This is a genomic window from [Ruminococcus] torques ATCC 27756 (genome assembly GCF_000153925.1).
In the GTDB taxonomy this organism is placed as follows: Bacteria; Bacillota; Clostridia; order Lachnospirales; family Lachnospiraceae; genus Mediterraneibacter; species Mediterraneibacter torques.
This window is the reverse complement of record NZ_DS264345.1, coordinates 1-16,993: the sequence shown is the minus strand read 5'-3', so window position 1 is coordinate 16,993 and position 16,993 is coordinate 1. Positions and strand designations below refer to the sequence as shown.

The window sequence follows — 16,993 nt, the reverse complement described above, 5'->3', positions numbered from 1 at the left end:
ATGAAAAAATTTATGAAAGAAATAACATTATTTATAATTCAATTATTGATTTTTTATCTGTTTCCTTTATTTGCAAAACAGATTGACGCAATAGGCATGGTTCTCTTCCTTATCACTGCGACATTTGTATTATCTGCTCTAATGGGAATCATCTCAACTAACAAGATCAAATATTTCTATCCGCTTATAACAGCAATACTTTTTATTCCTTCCGTGTTCATTTATTATAACGAAAGCGCTCTTATTCATTCTGTCTGGTATTTTGTCGTTTCCGTTGTCGGAACAGCGATCGGAACGGTCATAACCAAATTATTTGCAAAATAATCATGAAACCACAGCATGATAGATGCAAATAGGGAGACACATTAATAAAAAATATCTGCTTCTATTCACCTGAATAAGCTATGAAAAAAGGATATATTCTTTTTCCATAGCTTATTCTTTTCGTTTAACGGACTTTGCATCTATCACTGCCGGATTTGACTCATATATTATACCGTCATATTTAACAATAACTTGATCCCCCACAAGAAAGTCATCGTTTCTGTTTTCCTTGCCTTTTTCAAACCTTATCACAAAATATTTCCCGTGAGAATCCACAAAATCTTTTTCTGTAGCTTCTATTTTAATCTGATTCTTATTTTCGATTACTACACCTGTCATCGAATGCCTGTTAAAACATACATTCCACAATAAAATACTCAAAAAAGCAAAAATCACAACTGCCAAAAATATTTTTATTCTTTTAAAAGAATGACTGCCTGTCATGCGATACACCTTCCTCTCTTTTCGCAAATAACAAAAATGGGAGACGCACTTTTTTCATATTCAACTGTCTGCTCAACAGAAAAATATCTTTTTTGTGCAATCTCCCATTTTATTTACTGTATTTAAAATCGTCTGTTTTATAAATTTCCGAGCAATTTATCTATACTTACAAGTTTCACACTCAGTACAAAAATTTCCGCCGCAACGGACAATTCTTCCGGAGTCGGATAAGACGGCGCAATACGGATATTACTGTCATGAGGATCTTTTCCATACGGGAATGTCGCCCCTGCTCCGGTCATTACAAGACCTGCCTCTTTCGCCTTTGCAACGATCGCCTTTGCGCAGCCTTCCATTGCATCAAAAGAGATAAAGTATCCGCCGTGAGGCGCGATCCATGATCCGATTTCCAGTCCTCCCAATTCTCTTTCCAGAACATCCAGAACCGCCTCAAACTTCGGCCGGAGAATATCGGCATGTTTCTTCATATGCTCTACGATTCCGTGAATATTTTTGAAAAATCTCACATGACGCAACTGATTTACTTTATCATGTCCGATCGTCTGAACTTTCATCATATTACGAACGTCTTTTAAGTTTGCTTCCGACGCCGCCAAAGCCGCGATGCCTGATCCCGGGAAGCTGATCTTGGAAGTTGAAGAGAACTTATAAACCATATCAGGATTTCCCGCTTTTTTACATTCCATCAAAATCTCAAGAAGATAGTCCTGCTTATCTTCATACAGATGATGTACGCAATATGCATTATCCCAAAAAATACGGAAATCTTTTGCAGCCGGTTTCAGATTAGCAAAACGATATACTGTATCATCAGAATATGTGATTCCCTGCGGATTAGAATACTTCGGCACACACCAGATTCCTTTGACCGACTCATCTTCACTGACAAGTTTTTCCACAAGATCCATATCCGGACCTGTAGGAGTCATCGGTATATTGACCATCTCAATTCCGAAAAATTCCGTAATCGCAAAATGTCTGTCATACCCCGGAACCGGACATAAAAATTTCACTTTATCTAATTTACACCACGGTGTATTGCCCATAATTCCATGAGTCATGGCACGGGAAACCGTATCATACATTACATTCAGACTTGAGTTTCCGAAGATGATCACATTATCTTTCGGCACTTCCATCATATCTGCGAGAAGCTGTTTTGCCTCATCAATACCGTCAAGGTTTCCGTAATTTCGGCAGTCTACTCCGTCTTCGCAAATGAGATTCGCATCCCCTGCAAGCACTTTCATCATATCCATTGATAAGTTCAACTGATCTGCAGCCGGCTTTCCTCTGGACATATCCAGCTTTAATCCCTTTTCTTTTACTTCTTCAAAGCGCGCTTCTAATTCGCTTTTTAATTCCAACAGCTCTTCTTTACTTAAATCTTTATACGCAGTCATTACAGGACTCCTCCGTTTTATTTTTTCATCACTGTATCGTATTGTATACATTTTTTGATATTTCGTCAATGCTTTCCGTCATTTTTTTAATTACGAAAACACTTTTTGGAGGAATTTTATAATAATTTTGAAATTTTGAAAGGCTTTTCATTCATGGTTTGATCTTTTCATATCATTTTTCTTTCTACAAACATCAGAAAGCGGCTATGGGATTTCACAGAAAACATTTTGAGAATTTAGATTTTTTTCTAAATAGATATTGACTTTTTATTTCCGCAGTGCTCTAATATATTTAGAAATATTTCTAAATACTATTTAAAGTAAGGGGGAATGTTTTTGAGCTTTGCCGAAACGTTTAAAGCATTATCCGATCCGGTAAGACGGGAAATTCTGGAACTTCTGAAAAAGGGCAGAATGTCTGCCGGAGAGATCGCAAGTCATTTTGATATGACGCAGGCGACTGTCTCCTATCATCTGAAGATTTTGAAAAAAGCAGATCTTATCAGGGAAACACGGGAGAAAAATTTTATTTTCTATGAGCTGAGCCTTACCGTATTAGAGGAGATTATGGTATGGATCTCAGACTTGAAAGGAGAAAAAGAGACATGAAAAAATATAAAACCACAATCATTATTACAACTTTGATCACATTACTTCCTATTGTGATCGGACTATTTCTTTGGAACAAACTTCCCGATACACTGGCAACACATTGGGGAAGCGACGGAACCGCAAACGGATGGTCCAGCAAAACATTTTCTGTCTTCGGAATGCCGCTCATCCTGACTGCGATCCACGTTTTGTGCCTTTTTGTCACTTTGAATGACCCGAAGAAAAAGAATATCCACAAGAAGCCTATGGCGCTTATTTTCTGGCTCGTTCCTGTGATTTCTCTTTTGGCTAACTGTTCGACTTATCTGATCGCTTTAGGAGTAGATTTCAGCATTGAAATCTTCATATCCGCTCTGATCGGTGTCTTTTTCATCGTTCTCGGAAACTATATGCCGAAACTTCAACAAAACTATACGATAGGCATCAAACTTCCGTGGACATTAAACAGCGAGGAAAACTGGAATCGAACCCATCGGCTCGGAGGCAAACTTTATATTGTTATGGGAATTGCCATGATTTTAATGTCGTTTATAGACAGCTTACTCGGAAGCGAAGCCGCCGCATGGATCATCCTGTCCGTGATCACTATAGGCGCTATAATTCCTGCCGCTTATTCTTTCTATTTGTATAAAAAAGGCATTTAAATGAATCTTCTATTATAAAAATAACGTCTGTCAGAATTTTTGATCCTGACGGACGTTATTTTTGTCCTCTTATACTCGTTTTCTTATGCTCGTTTTCTTATATTCGTTTTCTTATATTCGTTTTCTTATATTCGTTTTCTTATTCTCTTTTCTTATGTTTGCTTTTCATCTACTTTACAATTCCGACCATATCCGCAACACTTTCAAATCCATGTTGTTTCATATATGATTCAATCCCGTCTACGATCTTCATTGTCACTGCAGGATCAAAAAAGTTTGCTGTTCCTACCGATACGGCGCTTGCCCCCGCAAGAATCATTTCGATCGCATCTTCCGCAGATGCAATTCCGCCCATTCCGATTACGGGAACACTGACGACATTTGCCGCCTCATATACCATGCGCACAGCAATCGGATGAATCGCCGGTCCTGACACTCCGCCTGTTTTGTTTGCCAAAACAAACGCTTTTTTATTCACATCAATCTTCATCCCCGTTAAAGTATTGATCAAAGATACGGCGTCTGCGCCGCCTGCTTCCACCGCTTTCGCCATCTCGGAAATACTTGTAACATTCGGACTTAATTTCATGATGATCGGCTGTTTTGCATATTTTTTTACTGCCTTTGTAATCTCTTCCGCAGCGTTCGGATTCTGACCGAAGGCAATCCCGCCTTCTTTCACATTCGGACAGGAAATATTAATCTCCAGCATATCGACGTCTTCATTCGCCAGACGTTCTACGACTTCACAATAATCTTCTGTGGATCTTCCACATACATTTACAATGATCTTCGTGTCGTATTTTCTCAAAAACGGAATATCCCTCTCGCAAAACACATCGATTCCCGGGTTCTGCAAGCCGACTGCGTTCATCATTCCTCCGTAAGTTTCCGCTACTCTCGGCGTCGGATTTCCTGTCCACGGAACATTAGCAACGCCCTTTGTCGTCACAGCTCCGAGTCGGTTCAGATCGACAAAATCAGTAAACTCTGCTCCTGATCCGAACGTGCCGGAAGCAACTGTAACCGGGTTATTCCATTCCACTCCTGCGATCGTCACTTTTGTATTCATCAGATTTCCACCTCCGTTGACAAAAATACCGGACCGTCTTTACAGATTCTTTTGTTATGCACATTACTGTGATGATCTTTTTCTTTCGTCTTGCATACACATGCAAGACATGCTCCGATACCGCATGCCATGCGCTCTTCCAGCGAAATATAGCATTCGATCCCGTTTTCCTCCGCATAGTTTTTGATCGCGCGGAGCATCGGTGTCGGTCCACACGCATAGATAATATCTGCTTCCAATCCGTTTTCACGGATCGCATCCATTACATTGCCTTTCGTTCCCGCACTTCCGTCCTCTGTAGAAATATATACTTCCCCGTTTTGTTCAAACTCTGTTTTCAAAAACGTCTCGTCATTTCGGTATCCGACAATGATTTGCTTTTTCTCACAGCCGATCTGTTTTGCCAGTTCCAGAATCGGAGGCACTCCGATCCCTCCCCCTATGAGAAACGCCCGTTTTTCTAATGCTTTCTCCAGCGGGAATCCATTTCCCAACGGTCCGATCACAGGAATCGTATCGCCTTCTCCCATCTGTGAAAAAAGCTCTGTTCCTGTATTTTCTCCTGTAACACGGTATACAACGCGCAGTGCGCCTTTCTCTTTGTCTATCTCGCAAATACTGATCGGGCGCGGAAGAAGTTTGCTTCCGTCGTTTGTATACATCGAGATAAACTGCCCCGGCTCTGCCGTTTCCGCCGCTTTCGTTCTGATCCACATACTGTATATGCCATGCGCGATTTCTTCCTGTGAAATGATCGCCGCATTTTCTTTTTCTTTCGTCATATGTGTCATATGCTCCTTTATTTCAAATTCTCTATTACAAATTATCAACTGCTTTTTCCGTCAGATCGTCTTTGTCCCTGCCGGATACTTATTTTGCAGATTCAAGCGCTCCGCTGATGTCCGCGATCATATCTTCTACAGCCGCTCTGGAAGCGTCTCCGAAATTCTCTGCTCCGAACTTTGCATATGCTTCCTGCTTATATGCCGCAATAATTCCTCTCGACGAGTTCACGATCGCTCCAAGTCCGTCCTCATTAAAGAAATGAACAAGATCTTTTCCGCGGCCGCCCTGCGCGCCGTACCCCGGAACGAGAATATATGATTTCGGCATGATCTTTCTGAGGACTTTTCCCATCTCCGGGTATGTCGCTCCGACAACGGCGCCGATATAACTGTATTCATCTCCCATACACTCTGCGCCCCACTGCGCAACTTTTTCGCCTACATGTTCATACAGCGGACGTCCGTCAATGATGCGGTCTTGGAATTCTCCGCTGGACGGATTCGATGTTTTCACAAGAATAAATAACCCTTTTTTCTGCTCCTTGCATACGTCCGCAAACGGATTCACTCCGTCAGATCCAAGATACGGATTCACTGTTGCAAAATCTTCGTCAAACGGAACATACTCTTTTGATCCGACTTTTACCTTTCCGAGATGTCCTACCGCATATGCGGCTGACGTAGAACCGATATCTCCTCTTTTAATATCTCCGATCACAACAAGATCTTTTGATTTACAGTAATCTACTGTTTTCTTAAATGCGGCGATTCCCGGAACACCGAACTGCTCGTACATAGCAATCTGAGGCTTCACAGCCGGTATCAGATCATATGTCTTATCTACGATTTCTTTATTAAACTGCCAGATTGCCTCTGCAGCCCCTTCCAAAGTTTCCCCATACTCTGCAAACGCTTTTTCCTGAACATGCTGAGGAATATAGCTAAGCATCGGATCAAGACCTACTACGATCGGCGCTTTTGTCTTTTTAATCTTTTCTACTAATTTGTTAATCATACAAGTACCCTCCGTTTTCCTGAAAATCTGCCTTGCTTTTGTGTAAAGCAGATGCCTCACACATTTTCAGAACTTTTTTATCTTTTATATTTTATCACAATATCCGACTGACTTCTATACCAAAATCTTGCCTGCCTCATCCCTGAAATGCCAAAAGGAAGATTCCGAGATTGCAAATGATCGCCAAGATTCCTGGCAGATCCGGACTTTATCCTGTCGCCGCCGTAAAAATATAAGCGGACACTCTCGGAAATTCCTTAAGTATCCGCTTATATATTTTTAATCATTTCTCATTTATCTTTCGTTCTTCCGCTTTATCCGGCTTACATAATAGCTTTTTTCGCCTCTTGTTTTCCGGCCTTCCTGTGAGCCGCAAATTTAAAACAGTTCAAACAGGCCGCCCGGCACGAGCAGATTAAACGGATATACCGGAATATTTCTTACGATTCCGAACAAAAGCACGAAAATCAATATTCCTGCGACAAATTTTACACTGATCTTCTGATCGATATGATCTCCGCCCGTAATCGCCCAATCGATTGCTCTTGCCGCCACATAAAGCGCTAATAGCGGGAGCAATACCGTCATAACCGGATTATAGCAAAACGCATCCAAAAACCGTCCATGCAAAAGAGAATAACTGGCGCGTCCCGCGCCGCATCCCGGACAGTAAAACCCTGTCAAAGAATAAAAAACACACGGCAGCGGATAGCTGTGCGGATTATGAAAATACAAGTAAACCGCTCCCGCCAGCGCCGCTATAGCGGCTCCTGCTACGATCAAGATCCGCAAACTTTTCTTTTTACGCAATAATTCTAACATGTATTTCCTCTGCTATAGCATCTTAGTAATAATAGTATCCGCCTACGCCGCCGATAAAAGCAAAGATGATATAGATGACTTCTACAATAAGACCTACGACTGCAGATGCAATGATCCAGATCTTCGCGGATTTTGCCGCATTTTTCGCTTCCTCATAATTGCCTGCCGCCATAGATGAATTGATCTTTGCCGCATATACGATACCTACGATACCGAACGGAAGACAACAGCACAACGTACAAATAATAGATAATACAAGGTACGGTACCCAGTTGATCGGCGTCTGCGGCGCCTGATTCTGATAAGGCATCTGGTTCTGGTAAGATGTCTGACCTTGATTTCCTCCATACTGCTGATCTGACGTCTGATCAGAATAAGTCTGACCTGTTCCGTAATAAGGATTGTTCTGTGCGGATGTATATGTCTCCTGTGCCGGAGCTTCCTGATATACGTGATCCGTTGAAGCAGCTTCCGGCTGAATCGGTTCTGTCGGAGCTTCTTCTGTCTGGGTCGGCTGTACCGGCTCTGTCAAAGCTTCTTCTGTCTGTGCCGCCTGTACCGGCTCTGTCGGAACTTCTTCTGTCTGCGCCGCCTGTACCGGCTCTGTCGGAACTTCTTCTGTCTGCGCCGCCTGTACCGGCTCCGTCACTGTTTCTTCTGCTCGAACCGGGTCTGTCGCTGACGTATCAGACTGCTGCGCTCCGCAATACGGACAAAACTTTGCGCCGTCAGGAATTTCTTGATAACACTTAATACAATTCATTTTCCTACCTCGCTCTCATAGTATTTGTATATTATTTCATTTCAATAATAATACCACTGTCAGAGCAAAAAAGTCACCAAAAAAATACATTTTTTTGCTTTTTTTACATTTTCATATACTCTTGGCTGTCACCGCTTCTTCCCTTTTCTGCCGAATGATCCCTGTTTTCAGAAGAACCGGGCGAAGCGCGTTATACAAAACGCCTGCGAGGATCACCGAAATCACTGCATTTACAAAAGTTGTAGCCGCACTCCACTTTGCAAGAACTTCCGCCATCTGCTGCGGCTGCCCCATAATATACTGTTTGTAGAAGTATCCTACAATCGGATCGGCAATGACGTTAAATCCAAGCCCTGCGACAGATGCGATCATGCTCCAGCGGAAAATGTATTTCTTATCTGTACTTTCATTGATCTTCGCAATTCTATGAGCCACAAGACCGACGATAAGTCCGATACATAATTTCAGTACAAACGTCTTCGGCGCTCCTGTAATATAGACCGGATCGAGAATATCTGCGAATCCCATTCCGATAGCTCCCGCAAGTCCGCCGTACCATCCGCCCAAGATCAGAGCCGCCAGTACGCAAAATGCATTTCCTACATGAAAAGACGTTGCGTCGCCCCCGGGAAGAACAATTTTAAACTGCAAAAATTGAAATGATACAAAACAAAGCGCAGCCATAAGAGCTGTTTGGGCAATCTTAACTACAGTTTCATTTTTTTTCGTCATATACTTACCTGCTTTCCTGAACTGTTACTTTTTTGTTCAACATTATTTAATACAGGTATATTAGCATCAGACTGGTCGTATTGAAACATCCAGTTATCCCATTTTTATACAGTCCACTTTTTCTTATGAGAACCAAGTCGGACTCGCTCCATCTCTTCGGCAATATCCTTTTCAAGATAATCAAACAAGTAATTCCGGATCAGCTCCTCCTGTTTCGGATAATCGTCTTTCATCTGTTCAATAACCGATTCGATCTCCTCTTTCAGTCCTGCCGCCGACATCCGATGCGCTCCCTGCCCCATAATGATCACCTGTTCAAGCGCATCCGATGTTGCCACGATAACATCATGCTCCTTTGCGATTCTTCGCACAGTCTTCTCTATATAATGATCCGCGGTTTCCGCCTCCCTCGTGTAAACGACATGAATATTATGATATTTCATGATCTCTCCCGGATTTCCTTCTACTTTATACGCGTCAAATACGAGGATCAGTTCACATTGTTTGTATCCCTGATAATTACACAAAATATCCGCAAGCTTCCCTCTTGCGGCGGCCAGATCGATTTTCGCCAATTCTTTCAGTGAATCCCACGCAAAAATAATATTATACCCATCTACAAGCAAATATTCTTTCCGGTCTGCTTTCTTTTTTTTCGTTTTTGTATAATCACCGGAAATGTCAAAAGGTACATTTCGGGATTGTAAGCGGTCGCCGTTGCAAAAAGCTGCCGCCTTTCCTGCCGTCACAGTAACAGGCGCGCTCCTTTTCGTTTTCTTCACCGGATCGGGCGTTCTGACATAGATTGCATCCAGCTCTTCCTGTGTCAGCTCGATCGTTCTTCTCTGTGGACGAAATGCTGCAGACATCTGTGTATCTTCTTCCGATTTTTCTGCCGCCTCGCCTTCTACATGCATATGGGCGTCCGCCTCATACCACGGAACGATCGTTCCCGCCCCATGAGAGCAAAATACCGAATCTGCAGTATTTTCTACATCTGCATCCGCATCGTATCCGATCTGCCCGATCACTTCTTCTGTATTATGACATTCGCCGTATCCTTTCAAAGAACAAAACAATCTTCCGTAACCGCCTGTGTACGCCGTAAATTCTTTTTGATATCCATTCATCTCGGCGGCAGGAACACTTCCTTTAAGCACCGCCATCCCATTTTCCGTCTCAGGTCCTTCAAACTCTCCGCTCATCCGTTTTATATCCGTCATTGCTTTTCCGACATTTTCCAACGGCAGTTCCATACGAAATTCGTAGTACGGTTCAAGAAGAACACTTTCCGCCTTCCGAAGTCCCTGACGTACCGCACGATATGTCGCCTGCCTGAAATCACCGCCTTCTGTATGCTTTTTATGCGCCTTTCCCGACAGAAGCGTAATTCGGACATCTGTAAGAGCAGAACCTGTCAGTACTCCTTTATGTTCCCGCTCTTCCAAATGCGTAAGTATCAGCCTCTGGTAATTACGATCCAAAACATCCTCCGAACAATCTGCCGCAAACTGCATCCCCGATCCGCGCTCTCCCGGCTCTAATCTCAAATGCACTTCCGCATAATGTCGAAGAGGTTCAAAATGACCTGCCCCTTCCACACTGTTTTTGATCGTCTCCTTGTATACAATGCGTCCTTCTCCGAAATGAATGAGAACTCCGAACCGGTCTTTCACCATCTTCTGCAGAACTTCCGTCTGCACTTCTCCCATAAGACGGATGTGGATCTCTGATGTTTCCTCGTTTCTGATCACATGAAGCTGCGGATCTTCTTCTTCAAGACATCGCAGATTCTGAAACATTTTATGAGCGTCACACCCGTCCGGAAGTTCGATCCGATATGTCATGACAGGTTCTAATACAGGAAGCAAAGATTCTTTCTGCGCGCCGATCCCCTGTCCCGGATAAGTTCCTTCAAGTCCTGTCACCGCACATACTTCCCCTGCGGAAACTGTTTGAACGAGTTCGTATTTTTCTCCCGAATACTTTCGGATCTGATTGACCTTCCCTGTACATGATTGTTCTGCCGCAAAAGGAACATCTTTGACGCGCAGCTGTCCTCCTGTGACTTTCAGATAAGTCAGCCTGTTTCCCTGAGGATCACGGGCGATCTTATAGACTTTTGCCCCAAATTCAGGCAAAGGCTCTGCCGACGGCGCATATTCACATAATCCCGACATCAGCGCTTCGATTCCTTGCGCTTTCAAAGCAGAACCAAACCAACACGGAAATACTTTCCTTGCGGCAACCGCCTTTTTCACAGTCTCCTTTTCGATCTTCCCGCCTGATAAATATTCCTCAAGCATTGTCTCATCACACATCGCAAGACTTTCTCTGTTCTCCTCCGACTGCATGTCCATCTCCACACAGCCGTCTCCGAATCGGTTTTTTAATTCTTCCAGCAGTTTTTCTCTGTCTGCTTCCTGACGATCCATTTTATTCACAAAAATCATTGTCGGAATCTTGTACTGTTTCAGCAGCCTCCAAAGCGTGACCGTATGTGCCTGTACCCCGTCCACAGCGCTGACAACAAGTACGGCGCAGTCAAGCACCTGCAGCACTCGTTCCATCTCTGCTGAAAAATCCACATGCCCGGGAGTGTCAAGAATCGTAATACTCGTATCATTCCATATAAATTCCGCCTGTTTTGAAAAAATCGTGATCCCGCGTTCTCGTTCTGTTTCATAATTATCAAGAAATGTATCCCCATGATCGACGCGCCCCATATTCCGAATCTGTCCGCTTAAATAAAGCATTCCTTCCGACAATGTTGTCTTGCCCGCGTCCACATGGGCAACAAGACCGATACATATATGTTTTAATGGTTTTTTACCGAATTTTTGTCTTTCTTTTCGGATGTATTTTCCATGAAAATACCCCTTTCCTGTGATTTTTATACAGAAATTATCATATCACAGAAAGGGGTATAAGTCGAATGTAAAACGTTTTCTACTTTTCCACTCTATTTTTCTACAGTCTTTCGCTGCTTTCATTCATAAATTTGTATTCTGCCACGGAACGGTCAAAACCTTTAATATGTCTGTACAGCCACTCGATAACATTTTTATTCACCTGCTCTACAAATGCCTCTGACGGTCCTTCTTCCTCTTCAAGCATATTGTAAAGATCTTTTACTACGGCACGCAGTTTGTCATGTTCTTTTTTATGTTCCGCTATTGCCGGATAATTGATCGATTCCTGAAGTTTTTCTTCCTCCCCGAAATGAAACTCTGTATAGTCTGCAAGATAATCAAGCGTTTTCACTGCCACTACTTTTTCTTTGCTCGTCTCACAACTATCAAGAAGCTTATTGATCTTGTCAATCAGTTCTTTGTGCTGTGTATCGATCATTTCATTTCCCGTTACCAAACTTTCATCAAATTCTGCTCTCATCGTTTCATTCTCCTTTTTCTTTTTTCACTGCCGTTCTTTCGTTTTTAAACTGCAGGATCATTTCATTTGTAAGACTATCCCGTGATGGCTCTACAGGAATGTCTTCCCTTTCAAACCATTCTGCCACCGCCAGTTCCTCTCTGTCAAGTGTGATTGCATCATTCCCGTCAAGATCGCAATAAAATCCCATAAGAAGCGTATCGCTGAACGCCCACGGCTGACTTTTATAATACCGGATGTTTTTCACTTTCAGCCCGACTTCTTCCATCACTTCCCGCGCCACAGTCTGTTCGACAGTCTCCCCGATCTCCGAAAATCCTGCTAAAAGCGCATATTTTTTATATGTACGTCCTGCATATTTGGACATCAAAATCCGGTTGTGATCCGTCACGCCGACAATAACGGCCGGGCATATCTTCGGAAATTCCGTATTTCCGCACGCTTCACAGACAAGCATCCGCTCCTTCTCCCCGTGCTTCAGCCGTTTTCCGCACCGTCCGCAATATTTCCGGTCTTTATACCAATTATAAAGCTGATATCCCGTAATTCCGGCAAATGCCCGGTCTTGCGGATCTGCCGTTCTGAAAATCTCTGTATTTTTCATTTGGAAGTCTAAAAGCATCGATCTGTCAATTTCATTTACGAGATAATAACGCTCATCATCTACTGAAAATAAATATATACACTCTTTGTAAATCTCCCTGTTCAAATGTTCCAAATCCGCAAAACTCGGAAAACTGATTCCCTTTTCAGACACTTTCATCAGCGCCGCGTGATCTTCATAATACAATGCAATACTGTCTTTATCAGGCGGAACCGGTTTGTACTGATTATCTAAGTGATGCGGTTCAATGTCTTGTATCATAGCAGTTCCTTTCCCATACGCCGCAGTTTTTCTTTCCTTTTGCAGCGACGCTATAAGTTTCTGATCTTAAATTCTCTCTGTGCTTCCCGTTTTTGATCTTTTTTAGCAATATCGTCCCGCTTATCATACAGTTTCTTTCCTTTTGCCACTCCGATCTCCATTTTCACAAGACTCCCCTTAAAATACACCTGCAGCGGAACAAGAGTAATTCCCTGTTCTTTCATCTTTCCGAACATCTTGTCTATCTCTTTTTTATGGAGAAGGAGCTTTCTCACCCTGAGCGGATCTTTATTAAATATGTTCCCTTTCTCATACGGAGAGATGTGCATCCCGTAAATATACATTTCTCCTGACTCCACCCTGATAAAAGCTTCTTTTATACTGCATTTTCCCATTCTCAGAGATTTTACCTCTGTACCGTGCAGAACAATTCCTGCTTCATATTTTTCAAGAATAAAATAGTCATGATACGCTTTCTTATTATTGGCGATCATCCTGACTTCTGACTTTGCCATAATCCACTCTTCTCCTGCCCTAAAATCTATCATGTCCAAATACTTTCACATACCCGAACACCTCTTTGTACGAATGCTTTACATACGCAAATATCTCTTTCTTACAGAATCCTGAAATTCACTGTCCTTTGAAGTTTATCCGCATCTGTGACGCAAATTCTCACCTTCTGTCCCGGCTTATAAGTCTTGCCTGTATGTTCTCCGACCAGTTCATAGCTTTGTTCATAAAACTCATAATGATCATCCCACATATCCGCCACATGTGCAAGTCCTTCCACCGTATTTTCCAATTCTACATAAGCGCCCCACTTTGTCACTCCCGAAATCACTCCGTCAAACTCTTCCCCGATATGATCTCTCATATACTCAGCCTTTTTCAGCTTCACAACTTCCCGCTCGGCTTCTTCGGCTCTTCTCTCCCTTTCACTGCACTGTGCCGCAACCTGCTGCAAAAGTTCAGAATAATGCTCCGCCCGGTTCTCATCAAATCTTCCTCTTAAGTTTTCTTTGATGATACGATGGATCTGAAGATCGGGATACCTTCGGATGGGCGATGTGAAATGAGTATAATATTTTGCCGCAAGTCCGAAATGTCCGGTATTCTCCGTCGTATACCTCGCCTGTTTCATCGACCTGAGCGTAAGTCTGCTGATCAGATCTTCCTCCGGTTTTCCCTCTACTTTCTCAAGCAGTTTCTGGATCTCTTTCGGCCGGATCTCATTTCCGACATGGATATGATAGCCGAAGCTGTTGACAAATGCCGAAAGCTGTCTGATCCGGTCCTCATCCGGCGCTTCATGCGTCCGGTAAAGAAACGGAATCTCCCTCCAGAAAAACTCTTCCGCCACTGTCTCATTTGCCATAAGCATAAAATCTTCGATAATCTCTGTCGCCGGATTTCTGTCATACGGCTTTACTTCGATCGGTTTTCCATCTTCATCCAAAACAATCTTCGTCTCCGGAAAGTCAAAATCGATAGCGCCCCGTTTTCCCCGTTTCTGTCTGATCAACTCCGATAATTCTTTCATCATCCATATCATCGGAACGAATCCTTCATACTCACGAAGCGCCTGCTCATCCTGCTCTAATACAGCGGAAACTTTGTTGTAACTCATCCTCTTGTCAACACAGATCACCGACTCTGTAATCTCATGGGAAATCATCTCCCCTTTCGGCGAGATCGTCATGATACAGGACAAAGCAAGACGCTCTTCCCCCGCATTGAGCGAACAGACCCCGTTTGACAAAATGTGCGGAAGCATCGGAATAACCCTGTCAGCCAAATAGACGCTTGTTCCGCGTTCCAACGCTTCTCTGTCGAGGGCGCTTTTTTCCTGAACATAATTCGTTACATCCGCTATGTGTACGCCGAGCACATAATTTTCTCCGTCCCGCTCTACCGATACGGCATCATCCAGATCTTTTGCATCTTCACTGTCGATCGTCACCATTTTCACATTCGTAAGGTCTTTTCTCCCGGCACGATCCGCCTCACTTACAGGCTTCCCGACTCTGACCGCCTGATTCAAAACTTTCTCGGGAAACTCTGTCTTAATGCCAAGATCCATTACGATTGACAAAATATCCGTGCCCGGATCGTTCACATGTCCGATGATCTGCGTAACTTTTCCTTCCGGTTTCATATGTTCCCCGCCGTAAGACGTCATTTCCACAACAACTTTATGACCTGTCACAGCGCCCATCTCACGCCCTGACGGAATATAAATATCGTTTACATACCGACAGTTATCCGGCCTGACAAACCCGAAACTTTTACATTTTTCATACAATCCGACAATATGCGTTACTCCGTGCGAAATAATTCCGACGATCTTTCCCTCCCGCCGCTTTCCTGCCGGAGCTGACGTTATAATATACTCTACTTCATCGCCTTGGAATGCATTCCCAAGACACTCTTCCGGAATAAAGATGTCATCTGTTCCATCTTCCGGCGTAACAAAACCGAAACCTCTTGCATTTGCCTGAAATATTCCTTTCAGACGCTCGGTATGACCGCATGTATATTTTCCCCTTTTTGAAATCGTGATCTTCCCTTCTTCCACAAGAGCATCGAGAACTTCCCGCAGTTCCTGTCTCTGTTCTCCCGGAATTTGAAGTACGACGGCAATCTCTTTGATCTTCATAGGTACGTACAGATCATCGTTGATAAAATCAAAAAGTACCTTTTTGCGTTTTTCAAATTGACGGCTTTCCTCTTTTGATTTTGAAGGATTTTTTCTGTCATTCACTTTGACGCGATCATCATGTATTCTTCTTTTTTTCTCTCTGTTACCGTGTGTTTTCCGCATTTTACCCTCCGCACTAAAATAATCGCCGAAAGTACCAAAAGGCACATTCCCGATTGTAAACAGCCGCCAGATTCTCAGACGTCTCCGAGCTCCGGCTCTTCGCCGTTACAAAGCAAAAGCACCCTATATTCGTATAGAGTGCTCATAATCATTATTATCTTCTGCTGTCTTTTTATACTATCCTTTTAGTTAAAGATATTGAGATTCAGTACAACTGCCAATACAATAAACAGAACCGCAATAACTCTTGTAGCCTTTACAAGCGCGCCTTCCATCGAACGTCCTTTATTATGTCCCCAATATGTATCTGCAGCTCCGCTGATCGTTCCAAGACCTGCGGATTTACCCTCCTGTAAAAGAATAATACAAGCTAATGCGATGCAATCTATAACAAAAATAATCGTCAATACTGTTTTTAAAATATCCATTTCTTCTACCTCCTGAAATAAACCAAAATTATTCTATCACAATTACAGCTTATTTGCAAGACATTTCATCCATTGTTGTTATTAACCCTTAAATGAAAAACTAAATTCCACCATCATGCTGAATTTAGTCTTACTCTCTTCTTCTATATCCTATATTATTTTAGTACCTTCTATCCGCAGTAGAAAAGAGGTACTTATGTGTAAATCTATCCCTGGAAATCAAAAGCATATGACAATGGATCAGCGTATTATAATTGAAAAAAGGTTGGATCAAGGAAACTCCCTCCATAGCATTGCGCTACAGTTAGGAAAAGATCCAACCACTATCTCCAAAGAAATTAAAAAGCACCGCACTATTCAGGAACATAGCCACTTCAATGAATCAAAAAATAAATGTGCTCTAATAAAAGACTGCAAAAAAAAGAATATCTGTGAAATCTATGCTCCGATATGCAAAAGAATGTGTAAACTCTGCAACCACTGTAATTCCCATTGCGATGATTTCATTCCTCGCAGTTATCATTGTTCCAAACTAGATAAAGCTCCCTTTGTATGCAATGCTTGCAGTAAAAAAAGCGGATGCCGTTTGGATAAGGCTTATTATAGAGCCACGATTGCTCACAGGGAATATCGAACCGTTCTGATTGAATCGCGAACTGGTATCAACATTTCTCCTGAAGATTTGATAACGCTGGATGAACTGGTTTCCCCACTGATTATGCAGGGGCAGTCCCCTTACATGATCCTACAGATCATCCGGAGATCCCTTACTCAGAAAAAACGCTTTACATTACATTGATCCGGAGCTTTGAGTGTTAAAAATATCGATCTGCCTAAAAAGTAAAA

Annotated in this window: 18 protein-coding genes; 4 read left to right on the top strand and 14 right to left on the bottom strand. The window is 42.7% G+C overall.

Features of this window, described 5'->3' with window-relative positions; genetic code table 11:
- Positions 1–324 carry a hypothetical protein gene (locus RUMTOR_RS01300; RefSeq protein ID WP_004845206.1) on the top strand — a complete coding sequence of 108 codons (324 nt, stop codon included), beginning with the start codon at positions 1–3 and terminating at the stop codon, positions 322–324.
- A 111-nt stretch (positions 325–435) separates the two neighbouring features.
- Here RUMTOR_RS01300 and RUMTOR_RS01295 read toward each other — a convergent pair whose 3' ends face one another.
- Both RUMTOR_RS01295 and RUMTOR_RS01290 read right to left on the bottom strand, forming a co-directional pair.
- Positions 436–768, bottom strand: a complete 333-nt coding sequence (locus RUMTOR_RS01295) for a hypothetical protein (protein ID WP_004845205.1) — start codon at positions 766–768, stop codon at positions 436–438.
- A 137-nt stretch (positions 769–905) separates the two neighbouring features.
- Positions 906–2,192, bottom strand: a complete 1,287-nt coding sequence (locus RUMTOR_RS01290) for an aspartate aminotransferase type Ic (RefSeq protein ID WP_009243364.1) — start codon at positions 2,190–2,192, stop codon at positions 906–908.
- Positions 2,193–2,522: 330 nt separating this feature from the next.
- On the opposite strand from RUMTOR_RS01290, the gene RUMTOR_RS01285 reads away from it, so the two are divergent.
- Together RUMTOR_RS01285 and RUMTOR_RS01280 are read left to right on the top strand one after the other, a co-directional pair.
- Positions 2,523–2,801 (top strand): autorepressor SdpR family transcription factor, encoded by a 279-nt coding sequence (locus tag RUMTOR_RS01285; protein ID WP_004845200.1) that lies wholly within the window; start codon positions 2,523–2,525, stop codon positions 2,799–2,801.
- On the top strand, positions 2,798–3,448 hold the full coding sequence (locus RUMTOR_RS01280) for an SdpI family protein (protein WP_004845199.1): 651 nt from the start codon (positions 2,798–2,800) through the stop codon (positions 3,446–3,448). The genes RUMTOR_RS01285 and RUMTOR_RS01280 overlap by 4 nt, the downstream gene beginning before the upstream one ends.
- Before the next feature lie 169 nt (positions 3,449–3,617).
- On the opposite strand, the gene RUMTOR_RS01275 is transcribed toward RUMTOR_RS01280, so the two are convergent.
- The 12 genes from RUMTOR_RS01275 to secG all read right to left on the bottom strand — a co-directional run bounded on the left by RUMTOR_RS01275 (position 3,618) and on the right by secG (position 16,147).
- Complete coding sequence (locus RUMTOR_RS01275) at positions 3,618–4,520, bottom strand: dihydroorotate dehydrogenase (protein WP_004845198.1); 903 nt, start codon at positions 4,518–4,520, stop codon at positions 3,618–3,620.
- A complete protein-coding gene (locus RUMTOR_RS01270) occupies positions 4,520–5,302 on the bottom strand; it encodes a dihydroorotate dehydrogenase electron transfer subunit (protein ID WP_009243366.1) in 783 nt (260 codons plus the stop codon). The genes RUMTOR_RS01275 and RUMTOR_RS01270 overlap by 1 nt, the downstream gene beginning before the upstream one ends.
- 88 nt (positions 5,303–5,390) lie before the next feature.
- Entirely contained in the window at positions 5,391–6,320 is a 930-nt protein-coding gene (gene pyrF / locus RUMTOR_RS01265) for an orotidine-5'-phosphate decarboxylase (protein ID WP_004845196.1), read from the bottom strand.
- A gap of 378 nt (positions 6,321–6,698) precedes the next feature.
- The gene (locus tag RUMTOR_RS01260) at positions 6,699–7,142 is read right to left on the bottom strand and encodes a DUF2752 domain-containing protein (protein ID WP_004845194.1); all 444 of its coding nucleotides are present in this window, start codon (positions 7,140–7,142) and stop codon (positions 6,699–6,701) included.
- Between the two features lie 22 nt (positions 7,143–7,164).
- Entirely contained in the window at positions 7,165–7,905 is a 741-nt protein-coding gene (locus RUMTOR_RS01255) for a CD225/dispanin family protein (RefSeq protein ID WP_009243367.1), read from the bottom strand.
- A 111-nt stretch (positions 7,906–8,016) separates the two neighbouring features.
- Positions 8,017–8,637, bottom strand: coding sequence for an ECF transporter S component (locus RUMTOR_RS01250; RefSeq protein WP_004845192.1), 621 nt, complete (start codon positions 8,635–8,637; stop codon positions 8,017–8,019).
- A gap of 104 nt (positions 8,638–8,741) precedes the next feature.
- Positions 8,742–11,426, bottom strand: coding sequence for an NYN domain-containing protein (locus RUMTOR_RS01245; protein ID WP_242647670.1), 2,685 nt, complete (start codon positions 11,424–11,426; stop codon positions 8,742–8,744).
- A 181-nt stretch (positions 11,427–11,607) separates the two neighbouring features.
- Complete coding sequence (locus tag RUMTOR_RS01240) at positions 11,608–12,030, bottom strand: bacteriohemerythrin (protein WP_004845190.1); 423 nt, start codon at positions 12,028–12,030, stop codon at positions 11,608–11,610.
- A gap of 4 nt (positions 12,031–12,034) precedes the next feature.
- Entirely contained in the window at positions 12,035–12,895 is an 861-nt protein-coding gene (nudC, locus tag RUMTOR_RS01235; RefSeq protein WP_004845189.1) for an NAD(+) diphosphatase, read from the bottom strand.
- A gap of 50 nt (positions 12,896–12,945) precedes the next feature.
- Entirely contained in the window at positions 12,946–13,410 is a 465-nt protein-coding gene (gene smpB, locus RUMTOR_RS01230) for an SsrA-binding protein SmpB (protein WP_009243370.1), read from the bottom strand.
- Positions 13,411–13,511: 101 nt separating this feature from the next.
- Positions 13,512–15,719, bottom strand: coding sequence for a ribonuclease R (gene rnr, locus RUMTOR_RS01225; protein WP_004845187.1), 2,208 nt, complete (start codon positions 15,717–15,719; stop codon positions 13,512–13,514).
- 185 nt (positions 15,720–15,904) lie between these two features.
- Positions 15,905–16,147, bottom strand: coding sequence for a preprotein translocase subunit SecG (secG, locus tag RUMTOR_RS01220; RefSeq protein WP_004845185.1), 243 nt, complete (start codon positions 16,145–16,147; stop codon positions 15,905–15,907).
- A 115-nt stretch (positions 16,148–16,262) separates the two neighbouring features.
- On the opposite strand from secG, the gene RUMTOR_RS01215 reads away from it, so the two are divergent.
- Positions 16,263–16,946, top strand: coding sequence for a helix-turn-helix domain-containing protein (locus RUMTOR_RS01215; RefSeq protein WP_242647669.1), 684 nt, complete (start codon positions 16,263–16,265; stop codon positions 16,944–16,946).
- Positions 16,947–16,993 lie beyond the last annotated feature (47 nt).

What these genes read in the sequence shown, in the direction of transcription:
- RUMTOR_RS01300 (WP_004845206.1), top strand. Translation starts at nt 1, where the DNA reads ATGAAAAAATTTATGAAAGAAATAACATTATTTATAATTCAATTATTG.
- RUMTOR_RS01295 (WP_004845205.1), bottom strand. Translation starts at nt 768, where the DNA reads ATGACAGGCAGTCATTCTTTTAAAAGAATAAAAATATTTTTGGCAGTT.
- RUMTOR_RS01290 (WP_009243364.1), bottom strand. Translation starts at nt 2,192, where the DNA reads ATGACTGCGTATAAAGATTTAAGTAAAGAAGAGCTGTTGGAATTAAAA.
- RUMTOR_RS01285 (WP_004845200.1), top strand. Translation starts at nt 2,523, where the DNA reads ATGTTTTTGAGCTTTGCCGAAACGTTTAAAGCATTATCCGATCCGGTA.
- RUMTOR_RS01280 (WP_004845199.1), top strand. Translation starts at nt 2,798, where the DNA reads ATGAAAAAATATAAAACCACAATCATTATTACAACTTTGATCACATTA.
- RUMTOR_RS01275 (WP_004845198.1), bottom strand. Translation starts at nt 4,520, where the DNA reads ATGAATACAAAAGTGACGATCGCAGGAGTGGAATGGAATAACCCGGTT.
- RUMTOR_RS01270 (WP_009243366.1), bottom strand. Translation starts at nt 5,302, where the DNA reads ATGACGAAAGAAAAAGAAAATGCGGCGATCATTTCACAGGAAGAAATC.
- pyrF (WP_004845196.1), bottom strand. Translation starts at nt 6,320, where the DNA reads ATGATTAACAAATTAGTAGAAAAGATTAAAAAGACAAAAGCGCCGATC.
- RUMTOR_RS01260 (WP_004845194.1), bottom strand. Translation starts at nt 7,142, where the DNA reads ATGTTAGAATTATTGCGTAAAAAGAAAAGTTTGCGGATCTTGATCGTA.
- RUMTOR_RS01255 (WP_009243367.1), bottom strand. Translation starts at nt 7,905, where the DNA reads ATGAATTGTATTAAGTGTTATCAAGAAATTCCTGACGGCGCAAAGTTT.
- RUMTOR_RS01250 (WP_004845192.1), bottom strand. Translation starts at nt 8,637, where the DNA reads ATGACGAAAAAAAATGAAACTGTAGTTAAGATTGCCCAAACAGCTCTT.
- RUMTOR_RS01240 (WP_004845190.1), bottom strand. Translation starts at nt 12,030, where the DNA reads ATGAGAGCAGAATTTGATGAAAGTTTGGTAACGGGAAATGAAATGATC.
- nudC (WP_004845189.1), bottom strand. Translation starts at nt 12,895, where the DNA reads ATGATACAAGACATTGAACCGCATCACTTAGATAATCAGTACAAACCG.
- smpB (WP_009243370.1), bottom strand. Translation starts at nt 13,410, where the DNA reads ATGGCAAAGTCAGAAGTCAGGATGATCGCCAATAATAAGAAAGCGTAT.
- rnr (WP_004845187.1), bottom strand. Translation starts at nt 15,719, where the DNA reads ATGCGGAAAACACACGGTAACAGAGAGAAAAAAAGAAGAATACATGAT.
- secG (WP_004845185.1), bottom strand. Translation starts at nt 16,147, where the DNA reads ATGGATATTTTAAAAACAGTATTGACGATTATTTTTGTTATAGATTGC.
- RUMTOR_RS01215 (WP_242647669.1), top strand. Translation starts at nt 16,263, where the DNA reads ATGCTGAATTTAGTCTTACTCTCTTCTTCTATATCCTATATTATTTTA.